The 20,599-nt window shown below is 43.5% G+C and carries 19 protein-coding genes; 6 read left to right on the plus strand and 13 right to left on the minus strand.

Annotated elements, in window-relative coordinates; translation table 11 throughout:
- Positions 1 to 322: 322 nt before the first annotated feature.
- The gene (locus VE944_RS25695) at positions 323 to 1,153 is read right to left on the minus strand and encodes a CPBP family intramembrane glutamic endopeptidase (RefSeq protein ID WP_324983802.1); all 831 of its coding nucleotides are present in this window, start codon (positions 1,151 to 1,153) and stop codon (positions 323 to 325) included.
- Positions 1,154 to 1,224: 71 nt separating this feature from the next.
- The gene (clpS, locus tag VE944_RS25700) at positions 1,225 to 1,506 is read right to left on the minus strand and encodes an ATP-dependent Clp protease adapter ClpS (RefSeq protein ID WP_100899825.1); all 282 of its coding nucleotides are present in this window, start codon (positions 1,504 to 1,506) and stop codon (positions 1,225 to 1,227) included.
- Between the two features lie 298 nt (positions 1,507 to 1,804).
- Here clpS and VE944_RS25705 point away from each other — a divergent pair, with 298 nt between their 5' ends.
- A complete protein-coding gene (locus VE944_RS25705) occupies positions 1,805 to 2,149 on the plus strand; it encodes a hypothetical protein (RefSeq protein ID WP_181374237.1) in 345 nt (114 codons plus the stop codon).
- A 230-nt stretch (positions 2,150 to 2,379) separates the two neighbouring features.
- On the opposite strand, the gene VE944_RS25710 is transcribed toward VE944_RS25705, so the two are convergent.
- Positions 2,380 to 2,583: a hypothetical protein gene (locus tag VE944_RS25710; protein WP_100899826.1), complete on the minus strand. Its 204-nt coding sequence runs from the start codon at positions 2,581 to 2,583 to the stop codon at positions 2,380 to 2,382.
- 456 nt (positions 2,584 to 3,039) lie between these two features.
- Between VE944_RS25710 and VE944_RS25715 the strand changes: the two genes are divergently transcribed.
- From VE944_RS25715 to VE944_RS25730, 4 genes are all read left to right on the plus strand, one after another.
- Positions 3,040 to 3,369 (plus strand): STAS domain-containing protein, encoded by a 330-nt coding sequence (locus VE944_RS25715; RefSeq protein ID WP_324983807.1) that lies wholly within the window; start codon positions 3,040 to 3,042, stop codon positions 3,367 to 3,369.
- A gap of 148 nt (positions 3,370 to 3,517) precedes the next feature.
- Positions 3,518 to 6,196 (plus strand): TIGR03960 family B12-binding radical SAM protein, encoded by a 2,679-nt coding sequence (locus VE944_RS25720; protein WP_324983809.1) that lies wholly within the window; start codon positions 3,518 to 3,520, stop codon positions 6,194 to 6,196.
- Between the two features lie 850 nt (positions 6,197 to 7,046).
- Positions 7,047 to 9,212, plus strand: a complete 2,166-nt coding sequence (rne, locus tag VE944_RS25725; RefSeq protein WP_324983812.1) for a ribonuclease E — start codon at positions 7,047 to 7,049, stop codon at positions 9,210 to 9,212.
- Positions 9,213 to 9,220: 8 nt separating this feature from the next.
- Entirely contained in the window at positions 9,221 to 9,877 is a 657-nt protein-coding gene (locus VE944_RS25730; RefSeq protein ID WP_324983815.1) for a ribonuclease HII, read from the plus strand.
- 8 nt (positions 9,878 to 9,885) lie between these two features.
- On the opposite strand, the gene VE944_RS25735 is transcribed toward VE944_RS25730, so the two are convergent.
- Positions 9,886 to 10,473: a DUF1997 domain-containing protein gene (locus VE944_RS25735; protein ID WP_324983818.1), complete on the minus strand. Its 588-nt coding sequence runs from the start codon at positions 10,471 to 10,473 to the stop codon at positions 9,886 to 9,888.
- A 466-nt stretch (positions 10,474 to 10,939) separates the two neighbouring features.
- Here VE944_RS25735 and pheA point away from each other — a divergent pair, with 466 nt between their 5' ends.
- A complete protein-coding gene (gene pheA / locus VE944_RS25740) occupies positions 10,940 to 11,818 on the plus strand; it encodes a prephenate dehydratase (RefSeq protein ID WP_324983821.1) in 879 nt (292 codons plus the stop codon).
- Positions 11,819 to 11,978: 160 nt separating this feature from the next.
- On the opposite strand, the gene VE944_RS25745 is transcribed toward pheA, so the two are convergent.
- From VE944_RS25745 to VE944_RS25785, 9 genes are all read right to left on the minus strand, one after another.
- Complete coding sequence (locus tag VE944_RS25745) at positions 11,979 to 12,626, minus strand: LON peptidase substrate-binding domain-containing protein (RefSeq protein WP_229553739.1); 648 nt, start codon at positions 12,624 to 12,626, stop codon at positions 11,979 to 11,981.
- Between the two features lie 192 nt (positions 12,627 to 12,818).
- Complete coding sequence (rpsJ, locus tag VE944_RS25750) at positions 12,819 to 13,136, minus strand: 30S ribosomal protein S10 (protein WP_017320518.1); 318 nt, start codon at positions 13,134 to 13,136, stop codon at positions 12,819 to 12,821.
- Positions 13,137 to 13,340: 204 nt separating this feature from the next.
- Positions 13,341 to 14,570 carry an elongation factor Tu gene (gene tuf / locus VE944_RS25755; protein ID WP_324983828.1) on the minus strand — a complete coding sequence of 410 codons (1,230 nt, stop codon included), beginning with the start codon at positions 14,568 to 14,570 and terminating at the stop codon, positions 13,341 to 13,343.
- A 23-nt stretch (positions 14,571 to 14,593) separates the two neighbouring features.
- Positions 14,594 to 16,672, minus strand: coding sequence for an elongation factor G (gene fusA / locus VE944_RS25760; RefSeq protein WP_324983830.1), 2,079 nt, complete (start codon positions 16,670 to 16,672; stop codon positions 14,594 to 14,596).
- A 138-nt stretch (positions 16,673 to 16,810) separates the two neighbouring features.
- On the minus strand, positions 16,811 to 17,281 hold the full coding sequence (gene rpsG / locus VE944_RS25765) for a 30S ribosomal protein S7 (RefSeq protein WP_069070112.1): 471 nt from the start codon (positions 17,279 to 17,281) through the stop codon (positions 16,811 to 16,813).
- A gap of 526 nt (positions 17,282 to 17,807) precedes the next feature.
- Positions 17,808 to 18,191, minus strand: a complete 384-nt coding sequence (rpsL, locus tag VE944_RS25770) for a 30S ribosomal protein S12 (RefSeq protein WP_012410236.1) — start codon at positions 18,189 to 18,191, stop codon at positions 17,808 to 17,810.
- A gap of 148 nt (positions 18,192 to 18,339) precedes the next feature.
- Positions 18,340 to 18,669 carry a HesB/IscA family protein gene (locus tag VE944_RS25775; RefSeq protein ID WP_324983846.1) on the minus strand — a complete coding sequence of 110 codons (330 nt, stop codon included), beginning with the start codon at positions 18,667 to 18,669 and terminating at the stop codon, positions 18,340 to 18,342.
- A 239-nt stretch (positions 18,670 to 18,908) separates the two neighbouring features.
- On the minus strand, positions 18,909 to 19,328 hold the full coding sequence (locus VE944_RS25780; RefSeq protein ID WP_012410234.1) for a cupin domain-containing protein: 420 nt from the start codon (positions 19,326 to 19,328) through the stop codon (positions 18,909 to 18,911).
- A 317-nt stretch (positions 19,329 to 19,645) separates the two neighbouring features.
- A partial coding sequence (locus VE944_RS25785) for a phosphodiester glycosidase family protein (protein WP_324983851.1) occupies positions 19,646 to 20,599 on the minus strand: 954 nt, incomplete at its 5' end.

Here is a 20,599-nt window from a genome sequence, read left to right on the forward strand (position 1 = left end):
GTCGAGGATTTCCTCCTGCATCTAAATATCGCTGACGTGCGATCGCAAATAATTCTAATATTCTTTGCGCTTGCTGCTGTTTAATGGTGTTAGATTGCGTCATCGTTTTATTCCCATCCGAAGGTCACTACTTCGCCGTTTTGTAATATCGTTGCCAAGGGTAAAACAGTGCTAGGAGTTTGATATATGCCAATACCCTGTGTCTTCATCATATAATCTCCAAACAAGTAAATTTAGAGCTTCTAGGGCATTTATTACTAAGTATTGCTCTTCTGTGGGTTCCACAAATGGTAAGTGTGTATGTAAGCCAGTGCTGATCTTATCAAAGAGGCGATCGCTCAGTCCTTCCTCGTATCCACAAAGCTAGTACACTCATTAACAACACCCCCATCACTCCTTGCAGGGGATTATTATTCACACCAGTTACCCAATCAGGAACTTGACCAGAATATTTCACTAATTTACCTACATTAATAATGTAGTAACCCCATACGAAACCACCATGCAAACCGATTGGTAAACCCAAGCGTCCCCTCCGCCAACGCTTTCCCCATACTTGCGTTAATCCCAGCAGTACTAAAGCTGGAAATTGCGGCAGTGTATGAATAATTGCCTCTAAGGGTTTAATAAAGTGCAATGCAGCAAACGCAGTTGCATCTGTCCACAATGCCACACGCGGACTGTAATCTCGTTGTAATTCATCTAACAACCAGCCTCGGAATAACAATTCCTCAGCAAATCCAATACCTAAGCCAACAAGTAAACCCTCTAAAATTATTTTCAGCAAAAAAACTTTCGGTTGTTGCCACACCAACCAACCCAATAAACTTTCTACCCCAAAAAGTATCAGAATATTAATTATCCCCATAGCCAAGCCACGCAGTAAATCCACACCATTTTGCCGCGTGAATTCTAAGCCATAATGCCGCAAAATTTGGGGCTGTTGGTAGACATATTTGCCCCATAGTCTCAGAAGAAAAATAAATATTGCATATAACAATACCAATGTCAATATACTTTCTAAGTTGGAATCATGCACTAGAAAGTATATTGGTGCAGCCAATGGCAACCATAGCAGCAATAAAGTCAAAATAAAAGAACCCAGCCTAATAGGGGCAGGGCGTTCAGCTAAAGGGACAAGGTTTTTTTTCATACAAAGTAAGTCACCAATCACCAGTCAATACTCTAAATTTTGACCAATGACCAATGACCAATAACTAATGACTATTCATCAGGTTCAATCGTGCTACTTAAACCGTGACTTTTCAATGTTTCGCAATAGAACTCAGCGTGTTCTAAAGCGCAAGTAATAACTAAAGCTAGCCCGTTAGTATGGGCTTCCATCATGATGCTCACAGCTTGGGGTTGGGTAAGGCTAGGTACAGTGGCTATTAATGACTGTACAACATGCTCCATCGAGTTGTAGTCGTCGTTATGGAGCAAAACGCGATACCGAGGCGCGAGCTTACGGGTTGTGGAAGGCTTTTCAATAGTTTCAACTGACACGGCTCTCTGCTCTTTCTCGTTAATTCACTACAACAAAGTTTCTGTTCAGCGATCGCTTAACAGTTATTTACCTATTCTATAGTATTTCTGTTGAGATACTATGCTAGGAAAACCCTTTGCTGCCAAGGATTGGTCGTATTAGTTTTGCGTAGGCACTTGTGAGGCACATGTCTTAAGACATGGTTGCCGTGAGAGTGCTACCCTAATGTTACAGAAGTTCCTTTAAAAGTAGCGCATTCTCACTTTTAAATTAAACAAGTTAGCAAACAATCGTTGTCGCTGCCCAAACTGCATAATGATGGACATTAGCCTAAATTTTCTTCAACCAGGACAAATTGTATCTTTAGAGCATGGCGACAGGAATCTGTATGCAGAAGTCATTCAATTCGTAGTTTCCCGCCAGTTGTGCTGGGTACGTCCTTTATTAATGGTTACTTTCATTCAAGAATCGCCGCTAATTACCGATTTGCGAGATGCATCTGACCTGCTTTGGCCCGCCAATTTATTTCGGCCAGCATTAGACACAGAAGTAATTACCTTCTTGAGCCAAGTTTTAGCAAAAGAACCAAAAACGGAACCTGACTCAGCCGCCAAGCAGCAACTCAATCAATTTATTCACCAACTTTGGCAAGCATACCAATAGGGAATTGGGAATTGGGAATTGGTTATTAATTCTTCTCCCCTGCTCCCTCATCCCCCCACTCCCGACTCCCCATTCCCTTGTAAAGAAGATGTTTCTGAAGCTTTGATGTTAATAAAAATATTTTTCAAACATCCTCTTACTAAAACTTGTTTTACCTATTTGAAATTTTGATTGCTTCAGCCATAATCAAATTCACTTGATATGGGCAATAAGCTTCTATACCTATGCAATTAGGAATATCCTAAGTTAGGAACCAACTGAATTCTACCAGCATCCATCTCTGCCATTAATAATTCCAGAGCTTCGTAATCAACATCAGAAATGTAACCCAGTTCCGTCAATTCTGAGTTGATTTCATTTTCTATCTCAGGAGTTAATTTTTTGATGTCAAGAGCTTTTTCTACTAATTTACGAATAGCGTACTTAGTTCTCATAAATAATAACCTAAGTTTATATGATACTAATTATTCCCAGTTTATCTAAGTATAAACAATGATCTAAGAGTCATATAGATCACATTTTAATTAATTAGAAATAATTCGCTATGAGGATGTCGGATGCCATCAGCAACGCTAAAATGAGGAATTTCACTTACCGTTAAGACTAGGCTAAATTAGCTTTAGCTATAGACTAAGCAAGTTTTCTCAGCATACTTACTGATGACTTGTCGTTTGTCGGCTGTCTATAGTTGATTGTTTTTGAACTAGCATAAAAAAAAAGTATATATAAGCACATTTTAACTTTAAATTATGACAATCTTTAAATAGAGATAGTAAAGCAATAAAGATTCAGCAAAGAGAAGTAAGACGTATGGTCGATGCAACAAAATAGAGTTTATGTTCAAATAATTCTTAGCTTGACGCTTTAATAATTCTCAATAGGATGTAACTATGCAAGCAGTACTTAACTATCCGAAGATTGCAGTTATTCGCCCCCAAGGCTTTTTGAATGCTACAAACGCCTTGGAATTTGAACGAGATATGACCACAGCGTTAGCACAAAATGGTATTTCTATCTTGGTAGTAGACCTCGCAGCAGTAGAATCGTTAGACAGCGCGGGGTTGATGGCATTATTATCTATACACAAGCTGGCTCTTAGTTTAGGAAGGGGTTTCCAACTTAGCGCTATTGCTCCATCAATTAGAATTATTTTTGAACTAACGCAACTCGATACGGTGTTTGAAATATTGGATGGTGAAGTTGAGTTGACTGCAACATAACTTTATGTAAAAGCACAAAGGGTCTGGTAAGAAGTGGACTTTATGTAAAGGAGTTATAAGTTGCAACGATAAATTATGCTAGAAGACCTCATTCAATGCTAAGGTTGGGTTTGAGTAGCTGTAATTAAGGTAGCTAGAAGATAGCACAGTGGCTGTTGCAGTTGAAAAATTAATAACATCGGATATTTTAAAACCAGGGCGTTACCTGGGTAATGAGCGTTTAGCAGTACACAAACCTTGGGATACGGCGGCAGTACGCTGGGTATTAACTTATCCAGAAGTATATGAAGTCGGTGCATCCAATTTAGGGCACATCATTCTCTATAACATTTTGAATGCCCAACCGCGTCAATTGTGCGATCGCGCCTACCTCCCAGGCAAAGACCTGGCAGCCAAACTACGCGAAACTAATACGCCATTGTTTGCTGTAGAGTCAAAGCGATCGCTCACAGAATTTGACATTTTAGGTTTTAGCCTCAGTTACGAACTGGGTGCAACTAATATCCTAGAAATGTTAGATTTGGCTGGAATTCCCTTGACGTGGAAAGAAAGGCAAAAAGCAGGGGGAGAATTTACGAATCTCCAGTCCCAGTTTCCATTAATTTTTGCTGGTGGGCAAACAGCAACATCTAATCCTGAACCTTATGCCGACTTCTTCGACTTTATCGCCCTTGGAGATGGAGAAGAACTGCTGCCAGAAATTGGTTTGGTGTTGGAAGAAGGCAAACAAGCAGGATTGAGTCGGGAACATCTGTTACTGGATTTGGCACAGATACCAGGTGTATATGTCCCTCAGTTTTACGACATGGCAGAGGATGGCTCAGTTCATCCTAGTCGTCTAGACGTACCCAAACGAATTTTGCGACGGGTTGCAACTCCCATACCCGCGTATTCCATTGGGTTAGTTCCCTACGTGGAAACGGTGCATGACCGCTTGACCATTGAGATTAGGCGTGGTTGCACTCGTGGCTGTCGCTTCTGTCAACCAGGAATGCTAACTCGACCAGCACGGGATGTAGAACCCGATCAGGTTGTAGAAGCAATTGAACAGGGGATGCGGGCAACTGGTTACAATGAGTTTTCCCTATTATCTCTGAGTTGTTCTGATTATTTGTCCCTACCAGCAGTGGGGATGGAAATCAAAAATCGCTTAAAAAATGAAAACATTTCTCTGACTCTACCAAGCCAACGGGTAGACAGATTTGATGAAAATATTGCCAATATCCTTGGAGGTACGCGGCAAGGTGGGCTGACTTTTGCTCCAGAAGCTGGAACTCAGCGAATGCGAGACATTGTGAATAAGGGTTTGACTAATGAAGAATTGTTGCGGGGGGTAAAAACCGCTTGGGAGCAAGGCTGGGACAAAATCAAGTTGTATTTTATGATTGGCTTGCCCGGTGAGACGGATGTTGATGTTTTGGGCATTGCCGAAACAGTAAGCTGGCTACAGCGAGAATGTCGAGGCAAAGGCAGAAAACCTCTAAACTTTAACCTGACAATTTCTAACTTTACGCCCAAGCCTCATACACCATTCCAATGGCACTCAGTTTCTACCACTGAATTTAAACGCAAACAAAACCTGTTGCGGCAAGAATTCCGCCGAATAAAGGGAGTGAAGGTAAATTTTACCGATGTTCGCATTTCGGCAATGGAAGATTTTGTGGGACGAGGCGATCGCAATTTGAGCAAAGTAGTCCGCCGTGCCTGGGAATTGGGTGCAGGTATGGATTCCTGGTATGAGAATTTAGATCAGGCTTTTAGCGCTTGGGGGTCTGCGATCGCTCAAGCCGATCTAGACTGGAAATACCGCCAAGTAGAAAATGGCGAATGGAATTTGTTTCACGCACAAGATCAAACAAAATCGCCAGATGCGGAAAATACCCAATTTTGTACAGACGCGATTAATCGCGTCTCTCCCCACTCCCTCGATACTCCCCTCCCTTGGGATCATATTGATACCGGGATTGACAAAAAGTGGCTCAAAGAAGACTTACAACGCGCTTTAGAAGCTGCAATTGTACCCGATTGCTCTTTTGAAGGTTGTTCCCACTGTGGCGTATGTGGAACCGACTTTGGCCATAACGTTGTGATTGAATCACCAGCTATTCCGAAGTTCGCTGGTGAGTTTGTCCCCAACACAACTAAGGTACAAAGACTGCGAGTTTGGTTTGGGAAACAGGGTAATATGGCTTTGGTAAGCCACCTAGATTTAATCCGTCTGTTTGACCGAGTTGTGCGGCGAGCAGGCTTACCAATCGCTTTCACTGGTGGATTTCATCCAATGCCGCGAATTTCTGTAGCAACTGCTTTGGCTCTAGGAGCTACCAGTAGTGGTGAAATTGCAGATTTTGAGTTAACTGTACCAGTGGCAGTCGATACTTTTCGAGAACAGTTGGTTCGGGAAATGCCCACAGACATATTTATATATAATGTGGAGCAGATAGATTTAAAAACTCCGGCAGCGACTCAACTGCTAGAAACAGCAGAATATTTAATTACCGTAGCAGCACTTGAAGAAGTAACACCTATACAATGGCAAGAATGGATTGATACCATCAAAGCAAAAGACGAACTGTGGTACGAGCATACAACAAAGTCAGGCAAGAGCCAATTAATAAATCTGCGCGATCGCTTGTTTGAACTGGAATTAGTAGAAAACTACAAAACTATTGCAGAGTCTATATCTGTTATCCGTTATGTAGGTAGCTATCGCCAAGATGGTTTTCTATTGCGTCCTGAACAAATCCTGTTTATGCTAGGGATGGTGGCTAGTGGAGAATTCCAACTCCTGCACATCCACCGCAATCGGCTAATTTTAGGGGTATAATCCCTCTAGGGCAGCTTGCTAGTAGTTGTCCTGACGTGGCTATATCGTTGGAATTGATTTTTAGCAAGGTTGCGTTAGAATGGGGTGAAGAGAAATTTTCTGGCGCTGCATTGAATTAGCTGGTTCACTACCCTGGTGTTCAGGGGGCGAAAGCAAAGATATTAGAGTGCAAATTCTAGGATTTTATCCCAGACAAACTGAGGCAGATTAAAGAACACACACTCTCTATAGCTACCTTGTGAATCAGTAACTAACAGCAGGTTCGCTTAGATTCTCTAAATCCATGCTTTTTAAACAGCTGCTGAATGTTTAATCCCCAGTAGTGCCAAAGAGCTAGTGAGCTACTTTTCTAGAGTTGTTCGCCTTTGGTGTTCTCGTAGGTTAAACAACTGCTGTCGGCTAGGCCGCATTTGCAGACGTTCACGAGACGCGCAAAGCGTGGCTTAAAGTAGGGTAGCAGCCGGCGTTGCTGACTATAACCCTAAGGGGAAATCCGGGGAATGGAAAATAGAAATAGTTTCTTTTTCTTAACGACATCAGTAGGTTACTCTCAAATAAAGCTTCCTGAGTTAAAAACTCACTCAGGATTCAGAACTTTTAAACTCAGAACTCTCTTTATTGAGGGTATTGCATCACAATCAACCATCCGTGGTTGATTTAATTGCTTAAACATGCAGCCGTTCTGGAATAATCCGCCGTAAAAATGCTCTTAAGAGCACCAATAGCTATTTAATTTAGAAGCTCAGGTTTGCGATTTTTATTATCAGCAGCGCCTTTTGAGGGTTGCAGGGGCAACAAAGGTATAACAAACCTCCAGACCTATTGGTGCTGCCAATTTTGAGGAAATTGAATGCCAAAACAAATTATCATCGCGGAGCAGCACCAAATTGCTGCTGTCTTTTCGGAAGATCAAATACAGGAACTAGTTGTTGCTACGGGTCATCACCAAATAGGTGATATCTACTTAGGAGTAGTAGAAAATGTATTACCTGGGATAGATGCGGCTTTTGTCAATATTGGCGACCCAGAGCGCAACGGTTTTATTCACGTCACCGACTTAGGGCCATTAAAGCTAAAGCGTACCGCCGCAGCAATTACAGAACTACTAGCACCACAGCAGAAAGTTTTGGTGCAAGTAATGAAAGAGCCAACGGGGACAAAAGGCCCCCGGCTTACGGGTAATATTACTTTACCCGGACGCTACGTAGTACTGATGCCTTATGGTAGAGGTGTAAATTTATCCCGACGGATTAAAAGTGAAAGTGAGCGCAACCGCTTGCGGGCACTAGCAATTTTGGTCAAACCGGCGGGCATGGGTTTGCTTGTGCGTACAGAAGCAGAAGGCAAACCCGAAGAAGCGATTATGGAAGATTTGGAATTGCTGCAAAAGCAATGGGAAGCCATTCAGCAGGAAGCGCATTCCACCCGTGCCCCAGCACTACTCAACCGTGATGATGACTTCATTCAGCGCGTATTGCGGGATATGTACGGCGCGGATGTAAATCGGATTGTCGTAGATTCCAGTACTGGTTTGAAGCGAGTGAAGCAGTACTTGCAGAACTGGAGCGGAGGTCAAACACCGCAGGGATTGTTAATTGACCATCACCGCGATCGCTCTCCAATTTTAGAGTATTTCCGGATCAGTGCCGCCATTCGAGAAGCCCTCAAACCGAGAGTAGACCTACCTTCTGGAGGTTACATCATCATTGAGCCGACAGAGGCATTAACCGTAATTGATGTTAACTCAGGTTCCTTCACGCGATCGGCAACAGCTAGAGAAACAGTTTTGTGGACAAACTGCGAATCTGCAACAGAAATTGCTCGCCAGTTGCGTCTGCGGAATATCGCCGGGGTGATCGTTGTTGATTTTATTGATATGGAATCACGACGCGATCAACTGCAAGTTCTCGAACACTTTAATAAAGCACTCAAAGCAGACAAAGCTCGTCCGCAGATTGCCCAATTAACCGAACTGGGTTTAGTAGAGCTGACCCGCAAACGCCAAGGTCAAAACATTTACGAATTGTTTGGCGATACTTGTCCCACCTGTGGCGGTTTAGGACATACTGTGCGTCTGCCTGGAGAAATCGAAAACCGATTACCAATACCAGCAGAAACACCAGAGCGTGAACGTGAGCGTTTTGTATCCCCCCTACCTCACCGAGAACCACGTCAGCCTGCTGCCCGCATCCCAGAACCACGAGAAACCTATGATGGATTTTCAGAAGCATTTGAGGGCGACCTAGAATCGGGTAACTTAAATCTGATTAATCATCCTAGTTATCAAGACCTTAATGATAATAAGCGTCGTACCCGCACTCGCCGCAGTCGAATTGCCATCAATGGGTTAAACGGGAAAGATGAAGCTAGGGTTGTAGCCAATCCACTGGCTTTTGTCAACGAGCCAGACTTAGACCTTGATATTGAACCAGAACTAGGAGTTGCACCAGAGATTCCCTCACCTACCCTTGGTAAACCAGGTTGGAGTGAAAGAGTAGAGCGCACCGTAGTAGATCGCACTATAGATCGGACTATAATAGATCGGACTGTAGAACGCGCTAAAATTATCAAGGCAGAGCCAGTCAAACCAGTGGTAGAACCACCGGAGATTAGAACTGTAGAAATGAGCCTCCAGGAACAGGATATCTTTGCTTTGATGGGAATATCTCCCTTGGTGAAGTTAGAGCAAGAGGTTAAAAATACCAAGTCTGTGATTATTAACGTGATTCAACCTGGTCAACAGCTAACGACTCCAACTGAATCAACCTCAGAATCAACTATTGTCCAAAAGGCAATACCTGAAATAATCCCAAGCAAGATACCAATACCAAAAGTTATTGAACCAGAACCAAAACCTTTGATAGAAGAGACAACTGAACCATCTGAGTTGACTGCTAGCCCAACGGATAGCTTATCTGCCAAAGCTTCCGCTAACGAAGATGAAAGTGATGCGAATAGTGCTGCCACTGCCAGCCGTCGCCGCCGCCGTCGTTCCTCAGCGATCGAGGATAATTAACTTGCTTTATGGTAGAAACGTCGCCAACGCCCTTGGAACAATCCAATTGGCTGGAGTTTTCTACCTTATCAGGGACTCCAGGGTTGGTTGCAGGTGTGGATGAAGTAGGGCGAGGCGCTCTATTTGGCCCTGTGGTGGCGGCAGCAGTGATCCTACCAGATCATGCTTTGCCAATACTAATGGCAGCTAAAATCAAAGATAGTAAAAAGTTATCTAGTTCTCGTAGAACTCAGCTAGCACACCAAATTTGTGAGCTGGCTATAGACTGGAAAATTGGGTTTGCTTCTACTGCTGAAATTGACAAGATAAATATTTTGCAAGCGACTCTGTTAGCAATGAAGCGGGCTGTGCTGAAGTTAAAGGTACAGCCTGCACTTTGCCTGGTTGATGGTAATCAGTCAATCAAAGACTTACTATTGCCACAACAAACAATAATTAAGGGGGACGAGCGATCGCTCGCCATTGCCTCTGCTAGTATTGTTGCCAAGGTTTGGCGTGACGAACTGGTACTGCGTCTAGCATTAAAATACCCTATGTACAACCTGGAGTCTAACAAGGGTTATGGTAGCCAGCAGCATTTGCTGGCTCTGCAACAATATGGGCCCTCGCCCCTACATCGTCAGTCTTTTCGTCCTTGCCAAATCAAAATACTGAGCGCTGAGTGATTAAATAATTACTCAGCATTCAGGATTGGCAATTCAGTACTGTTACCGCTAAGTCCTCTATCTTTGGTTTGTGATATCACCCAGTAGCGATAATCCGTCAAAAGTTGATTTAATAACCGTTGCTTAACTGACAACAGTACGCTTTTTAGCAAAGCATTGCCAGTAGCTTCTAAAATTGGCTTAGGAGTGAAGGAAAATGGCGGTGGCAAATCCACCAGCACTTCTAAATCAGCTTTTCCTTGGAGGCGAGTGCCAGTGCTTAACTCTTTAGGAGATAGATGCCCTTTTAAATTAAGAGCAAAGCGCTGGTTAATATACTTGAAACCCAGGATTTCACAGCCTAGCGATCGCAAATTAATTATTCCATTTGATTCTGCCCAAACTCTCATGTCTACAGTAGGTTGAATACTCAATGACATAAAAGTTAACGGACGCATTTTCAAGCGAAATACTTCCTCAGAAAGCTGCTCAATTCTACTGTTGTCACTCAAAGCCTTAACTAGACGTTGAGGCTGGCGTAAGTAGTGCTGAATGGGAATAGGCTGCTCTGGGACAGCGATTTCAACCGATTGGGAGGCAGTAAACCGGGTAGCCATGAGCGGATAAAAATATCTGTTACTTAATTTTAATATTTTTTAATAAATTAAATCTGATTATTAGAAAACTATAAAATTTATTGACCATAAAAATGATTGTTGCTTATTAGCTATACATGATTAGCAAGAAGTTGGTACGCTCATTACTATCTTTAGTTCAAGAAATATATATTCTAATTTAATTATTGACATAAAAACGATAACATGCATATTTTTAGGGACAAAAACCAATATAATTGCTTTTAAATCTCCAGAGGAATTAGCAAAAAAACTACGAGGAAATTTATCTGGTAGAAGTGCTGTTTTCCATAAATTGTTTTCTTGGATACATATTTCGCTCTATTCGCTTAGTGCGTAAATTTTAGAGATAACAGTGTTTAGTAAGAGTAGATTTGGATATATTAGCTAAGACCAAAATCTTATAATCTCTGTTTACCGATTAAACTTGCAACTCAAGGCTAAAGGCATGACTTTATTGATCGCACATTTAGGGCCTCCCGGCACTTATGCAGAACAAGCAGCTGTTTTTTATGTCAATTGGCTAACTAAAAGTACGGGAGTTGAAGCTACGTTATCTCCCTATCCCACCATCTCCCAGTCACTGCACGCTGTTGCTGATGATAAAGCCCACTTGGCTGTTGTGCCAGTGGAAAATTCTATTGAAGGGAGTGTTACCACAACATTGGATACACTTTGGCAGTTAGATAGTTTGCGAATTCAGTTGGCTTTGGTATTACCCATTGTCCATACGTTAATTTCTTGCGCGTCTAGCTTAGATAAAATTAAAACTGTTTACTCTCACCCGCAAGCTTTGGCACAATGTCAGGGATGGTTAGAGCGATTTCTCCCGACTGTACAGATTATTCCCAGCAATTCTACAACCGAAGCATTACAGCGATTGGAGCAAGAGACAACAACAGCAGCGATCGCTTCTAGTAGAGCAGCTCAACTCTACAACCTGCCCATACTAGCTAGTGGCATCAACGACTATCCAGAAAACTGTACTCGTTTTTGGGTAGTAAGTCAGGGTGAAGCAGACGCTGGTTATCAGGCATCAACAATAGGTGCTAGCCACACATCACTGGCTTTTAGTATGCCTGCCAACACACCCGGAGCATTACTCAAACCTTTGCAAATATTTGCTCAACTAGGAATTAACCTCAGCCGGATTGAATCTCGTCCGACGAAGCGATCGCTAGGCGAATACTTGTTTTTCATGGATTTAGAAGCGGATGTTAAGGAAGCACAAATGCAATCTGCTTTAGCAGAATTAACTATGCACACAGAAATTTTAAAAATTCTTGGCGCTTACAATGTTTTGCCGATCAGCGCTGTTACTTTATAAGTTAGGAGTTATTAATTAGTTAAGAGTTAGGAGTTATCAGTTATTAATTATCAGGTAGGGAATATAAATTATAAGTTGCCAATCTTTTATTTTTTGTTATTTATTCTTAACTCCTAACTCCTGTACAGACGCGATTAATCGCGTCTCTAGTCCTAACTCCTCACTTTTCATTAAACGTGTCTTTAAGAACAGAACGAGCGGCCAAGTGATTCCGAGTAGAGGTTAAAATTTCTGCTTCCCGCTCAAGACGAGTTGCAGTATCTTGCATTTCTAGCAATAACTGCTGCTCTGCGGCGACACCATAAAGATTACTTGCTACCCAATAAGATAACTCTGTTGGTAGGTCAGGCAAATCTTCTGGCAGTTCAATATTTTGTTCGGTTAATTTGGCTGATAGACGCACAACATCTCGCAGCAATTGTTCTACCTCAGTTGATAAAGGTCGCAAATCTTTAGCCGGTGGTTGGTCTTCAATCCACTCCACTAAGCCAACGCGGTATGGTTTTTCACGAACATACTCTAATACGCGAAATCTTTGTTGCCCTAAAGTCAACATTTTAATCCGATCATCTGGGAGGCGTTGGTGATGAACAATTTCCGCACAGCAACCAGTATTTGCAATTGTACCTTTAACAGGATCGACCATCAAAACACCAAACCTGCGATCGCTCTCCAAAATCGTGTTCATCATGATTCGGTAGCGAAATTCAAAGATGTGGAGAGGCAATGGTCTGGTAGGAAACAGAACTACTTCGGGTAACGGGAACAGAGGTAGTTCACGAACTGCAATTTTAGAAGATGATGTCATTGTTACTTTGGTATAAACTTAATCTTTAAAATTTCTTTTTCTCTGCTTTTCCCGTACTTTATCTACATTCTATCATTTGTTTCCTAGCTAAATAAAAGCCCTGAGATATATTTCTTCAGGGCAATGTAAAAACTTATACTAATGTCATTTGTCTTTTGTCGTTTGTCCGAGTACTAATGACCAATGACTAAATTAAAGTTTGACTTCAATATCTACACCCGATGGTAGATCCAATTTCATCAGGGCATCAATAGTCTTAGAAGAGGGCTGGTAAATATCAATAATCCGGCGATGAGTACGGGTTTCAAAGTGTTCCCGTGAATCTTTATCTACGTGAGGCGATCGCAGCACACAATAGATCCGGCGTTTTGTTGGTAAAGGAATTGGGCCTACGGCTGTAGCATTGGTGCGGTTAGCTGTATCTACAATCTTCTCGCAAGATGTGTCTAATAAGCGTCGGTCAAAAGCCTGTAAGCGAATTCTAATTTTCTGCTGCTGTAGAGTTGCCATCTTTAATTTTCCAGGTTCTGCGTAATTAGGGGAATGGTGAATGGGGAGTGGTGAGTGGTGAGTGGGGTTAAGGGAGACAAAATTACTTGGCTTGTTTCTACTCCCTATTCCCTACTCCCTACTCCCTTTAATTAAAAGGAAGAGAAAGGAGCAGAGAGGCACAATAAAGACCATCTCTGCTCCTTTGTTATGAGCGAAAAGGTGCTACTTGATAATTTTGGAGACGACACCAGCACCGATGGTGCGGCCACCTTCGCGGATAGCGAAGCGCATTCCTTGTTCAATAGCGATCGCGTTGATCAATTCTACTGTCATCTTGATGCGATCGCCTGGCATCACCATTTCTACTTCTTTGCCATCATCGGAGGTGTAGGCTTTGATAGTACCAGTTACATCAGTTGTCCGCACGTAGAACTGGGGACGGTAGCCAGCGAAAAATGGAGTCTTACGACCACCTTCTTTTTCTGTTAAGACATAAACCTCACCTTCAAATTCATTGTGAGGTTTAATCGAACCAGGTTTGGCAATGACCATACCCCGTTCAATATCAGCCTTTTGGATACCCCGGAGTAGTACGCCAGCGTTATCCCCAGCCATACCTTGGTCGAGACTCTTCTTGAACATCTCAATACCAGTTACGGTAGTAGCGCGAGTATCTCTGATACCCACTAGTTCAACGTTATCGCCAACTTTGACTATACCCCGCTCAATCCGACCGGTGGCGACAGTACCACGACCTGTAATTGAGAACACATCTTCTACAGCCATCAGGAAGGGTTTATCAACATCCCGCTCAGGAGTGGGGATGTAAGAATCTACAGCATCCATCAGTTCGTAGATTTTGTCTACCCAAGGATTTTCACCGCGTTGGGTTTTGGGATTCTTGGTCATTGCTTCTAGAGCTTGCAGACCAGAGCCTTTGATAATGGGGATATCATCGCCAGGGAAATCGTAGCTGCTTAACAGTTCTCTCAGTTCTAGTTCTACTAGTTCCAAAAGTTCTGGGTCATCCATCAAATCTTCTTTGTTCAAGAAGACAACCAGACTGGGAACGCCTACCTGTTTTGCCAACAGGATGTGTTCGCGGGTTTGGGGCATGGGGCCATCGGTAGCAGCAACTACCAGGATACCTCCGTCCATCTGAGCAGCACCGGTGATCATGTTCTTCACATAGTCAGCGTGTCCTGGACAGTCTACGTGAGCATAGTGCCGACTTTCGGTTTCATACTCTACGTGAGCAGTATTGATGGTAATACCCCGTGCTTTTTCTTCTGGGGCATTATCAATTTGGTCGTAGCCCTTAGCTACAGCCTGACCCATAGCTGCCAAGGTCATGGTGATGGCTGCTGTCAGGGTAGTTTTACCGTGGTCAACGTGGCCAACTGTACCGATATTAATGTGGGGTTTATTCCTTTCAAACTTTGCGCGTGCCATGAATGCTCATTTCCTTATTTTAACTAAGCGTTCCCTTTGCTTTTTGCAATGATAGTTTCAGCTACGCTGCGAGGCACCTCTTCGTAGTGGCTGAACTCCATCGTGAAGGTACCCCGACCTTGCGTTTTTGACCGGATATCAGTGGCGTAGCCAAACATACTCGCCAGTGGAACTTTGGATGTTACCTTAGCGAGTCCCTTTTCAGTGCTTTGGCTTTCAATCTGCCCTCGGCGGGTGTTGAGGTCGCCAATGACGTTCCCCATATAGTCTTCAGGAACTTCAACTTCAACTTTCATCATAGGCTCTAAGATGACAGGTGAAGCTTTCAGCACAGCCTCTTTCATCGCCATTGAGCCAGCGATTTTGAAAGCCATTTCTGAAGAGTCTACATCGTGGTATGACCCATCAATTAGCGTCGCTTTAACGTCAATCAATGGATATCCAGCTAGAACACCGGATTCGCAGCTTTCTTTCATCCCTTGTTCTGCGGGGCCAACGTACTCTTTAGGTACTGTACCGCCAGCAATTTTGGAAACGAATTCAAAGCCAGTACCGGGTTCTCCAGGCTCCAAATTGATCACAACGTGACCGTATTGACCTTTACCACCACTTTGGCGGATGAATTTGCCCTCAACTTTGTTCACAGCTTTCCGAATTGTTTCTCGGTAAGCTACTTGTGGCGCACCTACATTCGCTTCCACCTTGAATTCTCGTAACATCCGGTCTACTAGAATTTCTAGGTGTAGCTCTCCCATTCCCGCGATCACGGTCTGGTTTGTTTCCGGATCGACGCGGACACGGAAGGTGGGGTCTTCTTCTGAGAGAGATTGCAAAGCCTTGGACAGTTTGTCCATGTCGTTCTTGGTTTTGGGTTCAACCGCCACCGAGATCACAGGCTCAGGAATGAATAGGGATTCCAGAATTACTGGCGATCCATCATCACAGAGGGTGTCACCTGTCAAGGTGTCTTTCAATCCCAGAGCTGCTCCTAAATCACCCGCTCGCAGTTCATCGACATCTTGCCGATCATCTGCCTTCATTAGAACTAAGCGGGAAATCCGTTCTTTTTTATTCTTACTAGCGTTGAGAACGTAGCTGCCCTTTTTCAGGACACCAGAATAAACGCGAACAAATGTCAGGCGACCGTAAGGGTCAGCCATAATCTTGAATGCCAGAGCTGCTAGGGGTTCGTTGTCATCAGCCCGCCGCTCAACAGTATCGCCATTGGGCAGTAAGCCTTGAATTGGCGGTACTTCACTTGGCGCTGGCAGGTAATCTACAACGGCATCCAGCATTAACTGCACGCCTTTGTTTTTAAATGCTGAACCACAAAGTACTGGTACAATTGTTCCCGCAATTGTGCCTTTACGCAGGGCAGTCCGAACTTCCTCTTCTGTTAGCTCTTCGCCCTCGAAGTACTTAGTCATCAGAGCATCATCGGTTTCTGCTGCGGCTTCTATTAGCTTGGTGCGGAATTCTTCTACCTGTGCTTGCAATTCTTCCGGGATATCGGTTTCCTGGATATCAGTACCTTGGTCATTTGCGTAAATATACGCACGTTGTCCTACTAGGTCAACGATACCTCGGAAGTCATTTTCGCTACCAATTGGTAGTTGAATAGCGATCGCATTCGCCCGCAGGCGATCGCGGATTTGCTCGTGAACTTTATAAAAGTTCGCTCCGGTGCGATCCATCTTGTTGATAAAGGCGATCCGAGGAACTTTGTAGCGTTCTGCTTGCCGCCACACTGTCTCAGACTGCGGTTGCACGCCGCCCACAGAACAAAATACTGCGATTACACCATCCAACACGCGCATGGAACGCTCAACTTCAATTGTGAAGTCTACGTGACCCGGAGTATCGATAATGTTTATTTGATGATCTTTCCAACTGGTACTGATAGCAGCAGCAGTAATCGTAATTCCCCGCTCCCGCTCCTGCTCCATCCAGTCTGTGACGGCAGTTCCTTCATGAACTTCGCCAATTTTATGAATTATCCCAGAGTAAAATAATATTCTCTCTGTTGTTGTTGTTTTGCCCGCATCTATATGCGCCGCAATACCAATGTTGCGTACTTTCTCTAGCGGGATCGTGCGTGCCACAGCTACCTCCTATGGTTTTTGCCTCATGATATCTTGTATATTACTCTTTGTTAAGATTCTATACTTTTACGGAAAACCGTCTTCTTTTTGTAAATCTACGATATACCGCTTCGGCAAGGCGATATATCGCTTTTCTACTTAATAACGATAGTGGGCGAATGCTTTGTTAGCTTCCGCCATCCGGTGCGTTTCTTCACGTTTGCGAATCGCATTGCCAGTTTCGTTGGCAGCATCCATTAACTCATTTGCCAGTTTGCTTGCCATTGTCCGGCCTGGTCTGGAGCGGGAATATTGCACTAACCAACGCAGTGCTAGGGTAGTGCCGCGTTCTGTACGCACTTCCATTGGTACCTGGTAGGTTGCTCCACCAACTCGCCGAGCCTTTACTTCTACTAAAGGCGTGGCATTTCGCACTGCTCTTTCAAAGGTTTCTAAGGCACCAGCACCAGTGCGTTCTTCAATAGTTTTTAATGCATCATAAACAATCCGTGCGGCAAGTGATTTCTTGCCATGACGCATGATCCGCCTGATAATCATGCTCACAAGGCGACTGTTATATACAGAGTCAGACGGAACTGGGCGCCTTTGAATAACACCACGACGAGACATACTTCACCTTTAATTCGGAATTGGCAACGAAATTATATGCTATCAGACGCCGGAAACTAAAAGCTGTGGAACTCAACCCTCAGACTTTCTCAATTTTGTTTTCGACTGTTGCAGCAAGGCTGACTTATTGACTGCCAATTTTGGATTAGAGTTTTTGGTAGATGTTCCGACCACAAGGATTGGAAAAATCAAAAGTCTGTAAGCCTCATCCCCTTGTGGGTTCGACCAATCCAAAACCGCAAATCTAAAATCTAAAATTCATTGACTTGCTAGCTGCAACTAAATACTCAAGGCGACAAGATTTTAAACTTTAATGTCCAGATTAGAATTCTGCTGTTGGTTACAGCGTTCTCTTCTGAACTTCTACACTTGCTCGCTTAGTGTAGATGTAGCTTGCTTGATTTTTTTACCAGACTTGAGCATCTTTCGTAACTGCTCTTAGTACACAGACCCTGATAGTTTTTTTGTCCTTGAGCGCTTGTAAGGTAGACGATTAATCGTGTTGGATGCGATTAATCGCCTAATCCTATTTTTTCGCTTCTTTCGGACGCTTGGTTCCATACTTGGAACGCCCTTGTTTACGGTCTTTGACTCCGGCTGTATCTAGGGTGCCACGGATAATGTGGTATCTCACGCCTGGTAGATCCTTAACCCGACCGCCACGAATCATCACAACTGAGTGTTCTTGTAAGTTGTGACCAATACCTGGAATATAAGCTGTGACTTCAAATCCAGAGGTTAGTCTGACTCTTGCTACTTTACGTAGAGCTGAGTTCGGCTTTTTGGGTGTGGTCGTGTATACTCTGGTACAAACTCCCCGACGTTGGGGGCATTGTTTTAGAGCCGGGGACTTGGTTTTCTGACGCGCTTGTTCGCGCTCGTTACGTATTAGCTGCTGTATTGTTGGCATGAGTTACAGCGCGTAAAGCTGCTTATATGTCTAAGTTTTAACAAATCCTAATTATATCGTTTTTTATGGTTTTATGTCAATTGTAATTTTTCCTTAATTAGTTTAGTCATTTTTCCTTTGTTACTGGCAACGGATCGCTAATTAAGGACTATTGACTAGTTGTGGAGAATGAATTACCACAGCCACAGGTTGCGATCGCCTGAGGGTTTTGGAAGCGAAATCCACCACCCATTAAGTCTTCTGAATAATCCACCCTCAACCCGTTGAGGTAATTTAAGCTTGCGGCATCTATGACTACTTGAATTTCATCCAAGTTGAAAATCTGGTCGCCAACTTTTATTGCTTCATCGAAGGACATGTCATAAAAGAACCCGGAACAACCACCTGATTTTACTGCCAATCGAAATAAGACATTTGGCTGCTCCTTGGACTTTATTCGCCCAATCTCACTCGCGGCTGCTTGACTCAGATGAATCATGGAACTCGTTTTTTCTAAGTGAAGACCCTATCTTCATTTTACAGACAGATGGGTTAATCCTAGCTTCTTAAAAATTCCAAATCCTTGAAGCTATGAGGGCGATCGCTATTACTACTTGTTACTACATTTATAGCACAACATGCCTAAGTCCCCACCTTAACTAGGTAGGGACTTCTGGGGTGCGGTGGTTCCTAAAGACGGTTTGCACAAAAATGTATTCAGTTTTTTAGATTAGAGCTTTAATCTTTGGTACGGGCATAGTCATCTTGGTAGCGAATAATATCATCTTCTCCCAAGTATTCGCCATTTTGCACTTCAATCAACACCAAGGGGATCACGCCAGGATTCTCTAAACGATGAGATGTGCATTGGGGTACATAAGTTGACTCATTATTGCTCAGTAGGACTTCTTTCTCGCCACAAGTTACCCTAGCTGTACCAGATACGACAATCCAATGTTCACTGCGGTGGTGGTGCATTTGGAGACTGAGGCGGTGTCCGGGCTTAACTTCAATGCGCTTGATTTTGTATCCGCGCCCTTCTTCCAAAACTGTAAAAGCACCCCAAGGACGTAATTCAGTTGCAGCAACGCCTCTGGAAGTGATAGTTGAAGGTAGATGTAGAGTGTCAGTCTGTGTAGTTTCTTGATATCGAGCCATAGTTACCTCATTTGAAGACATAACAAACCGTTGGTACTCTTAACTATTGATAAAAAATCTGGCGCTATCTTGCAACGTTGGAAATCAGCAATTTTGTCGCACCTTGATAAAGATAGCAAAATCAAACGTGACGGTGTAAATCATCACTACTAAAACTCTTACATCTACACCAAGTCTTCATCAAGCAAAATGACAGCTTGTTCTAAACTTTAAAAAAGATGGGGCATTGGGAATTGCTAATTAAGAGACTTTTCCATTTCCCTATACTTCGGCTGCGCTCAGTACAAGTTCCCCATTCCTTACTTCCTACTACCTCATTATCGTGGTTTCAGGAAAATACCAATTCCATTATGAACACGAGCAGCTGTACTAGGCGAGCGATCGAGTAGTTGTCCTCCTAAGTAAAGGCTGGTAGAACTACCTCCGTCTAAATTTAGGGCATCCACACAGCCCATCTGTTGCATCAATTGGGCATGTTCTGCCAAATTAGGGCCATAACCGCCTGGACGATTATGGATAGCAGTAATCATCAATGTGCCTGTTGCTGTTGTGCAAATACCACTACGAATAGCCTTTTCGGCAATAAAAGCATTGCTGAATTTTTCGCCTTTGGCATCAAGGACAATTTGACGGTTTTGGACTAATAGCGGCCCGGCTCCGATAATGTAGGGATAACGACTAAAATCAGCCGGAGTAGTGGCGCTGGAAATACTTACTGTGGTTCCAATAGGTAGCTGTGAGGCAGCACTAGCAGCCTTGGCGCGTAAGGTTAGTAGGTAGCCATCCGGGGGAATGGGAACAGCCGTCTCACCAACTTTGCCGCCTGGTAACTGTTGGGTAATTTGGTCTTTCTCTACCACTAGGATAATTTCGTTATCCGTCAAGGGCGTATAAGTTGATCCCCAAGCTGGGGTGTAACGGGCAATGCCACTCTGGATGTAGCCGCTATTGAGAAACAGAATTGGTAGGCGCTGGTCATTTGCCGTAATTAAAGTTTCTTCTAAGGTAAGACGACCGAAGTAAAATTGACCAGAATCATTCCAAGCGATCGCACCTCGGTTGAGAATGGGGCCTGATAACCACTGACCATCCCGACGAATTGCACCCAAGGGGAATCTGTTATTGCGGTTAAAATAACCACCGTTAATTCCAGCTACTGCTAAGTAACGTTGTGCCGTTTGAATTAAAGGAGCAGTACCCGCAAGCCCATCAGGACTAGCCCACATAGGTTTCAGGGTTAGCCCAAATTTACGGGGATTAACTTCTAACCA

The organism is Nostoc sp., from assembly GCF_035638895.1.
GTDB lineage: Bacteria > Cyanobacteriota > Cyanobacteriia > Cyanobacteriales > Nostocaceae > Nostoc.

Coding starts and splice junctions, on each gene's coding strand:
- VE944_RS25745 (WP_229553739.1), bottom strand. CDS start 12,626: ATGACATCATCTTCTAAAATTGCAGTTCGTGAACTACCTCTGTTCCCG.
- VE944_RS25780 (WP_012410234.1), bottom strand. CDS start 19,328: ATGGCTCGATATCAAGAAACTACACAGACTGACACTCTACATCTACCT.
- pheA (WP_324983821.1), top strand. CDS start 10,940: ATGACTTTATTGATCGCACATTTAGGGCCTCCCGGCACTTATGCAGAA.
- tuf (WP_324983828.1), bottom strand. CDS start 14,570: ATGGCACGCGCAAAGTTTGAAAGGAATAAACCCCACATTAATATCGGT.
- VE944_RS25710 (WP_100899826.1), bottom strand. CDS start 2,583: ATGAGAACTAAGTACGCTATTCGTAAATTAGTAGAAAAAGCTCTTGAC.
- rpsL (WP_012410236.1), bottom strand. CDS start 18,191: ATGCCAACAATACAGCAGCTAATACGTAACGAGCGCGAACAAGCGCGT.
- VE944_RS25715 (WP_324983807.1), top strand. CDS start 3,040: ATGCAAGCAGTACTTAACTATCCGAAGATTGCAGTTATTCGCCCCCAA.
- VE944_RS25705 (WP_181374237.1), top strand. CDS start 1,805: ATGGACATTAGCCTAAATTTTCTTCAACCAGGACAAATTGTATCTTTA.
- VE944_RS25775 (WP_324983846.1), bottom strand. CDS start 18,669: ATGATTCATCTGAGTCAAGCAGCCGCGAGTGAGATTGGGCGAATAAAG.
- rne (WP_324983812.1), top strand. CDS start 7,047: ATGCCAAAACAAATTATCATCGCGGAGCAGCACCAAATTGCTGCTGTC.
- rpsJ (WP_017320518.1), bottom strand. CDS start 13,136: ATGGCAACTCTACAGCAGCAGAAAATTAGAATTCGCTTACAGGCTTTT.
- rpsG (WP_069070112.1), bottom strand. CDS start 17,281: ATGTCTCGTCGTGGTGTTATTCAAAGGCGCCCAGTTCCGTCTGACTCT.
- VE944_RS25730 (WP_324983815.1), top strand. CDS start 9,221: ATGGTAGAAACGTCGCCAACGCCCTTGGAACAATCCAATTGGCTGGAG.
- VE944_RS25695 (WP_324983802.1), bottom strand. CDS start 1,153: ATGAAAAAAAACCTTGTCCCTTTAGCTGAACGCCCTGCCCCTATTAGG.
- VE944_RS25735 (WP_324983818.1), bottom strand. CDS start 10,473: ATGGCTACCCGGTTTACTGCCTCCCAATCGGTTGAAATCGCTGTCCCA.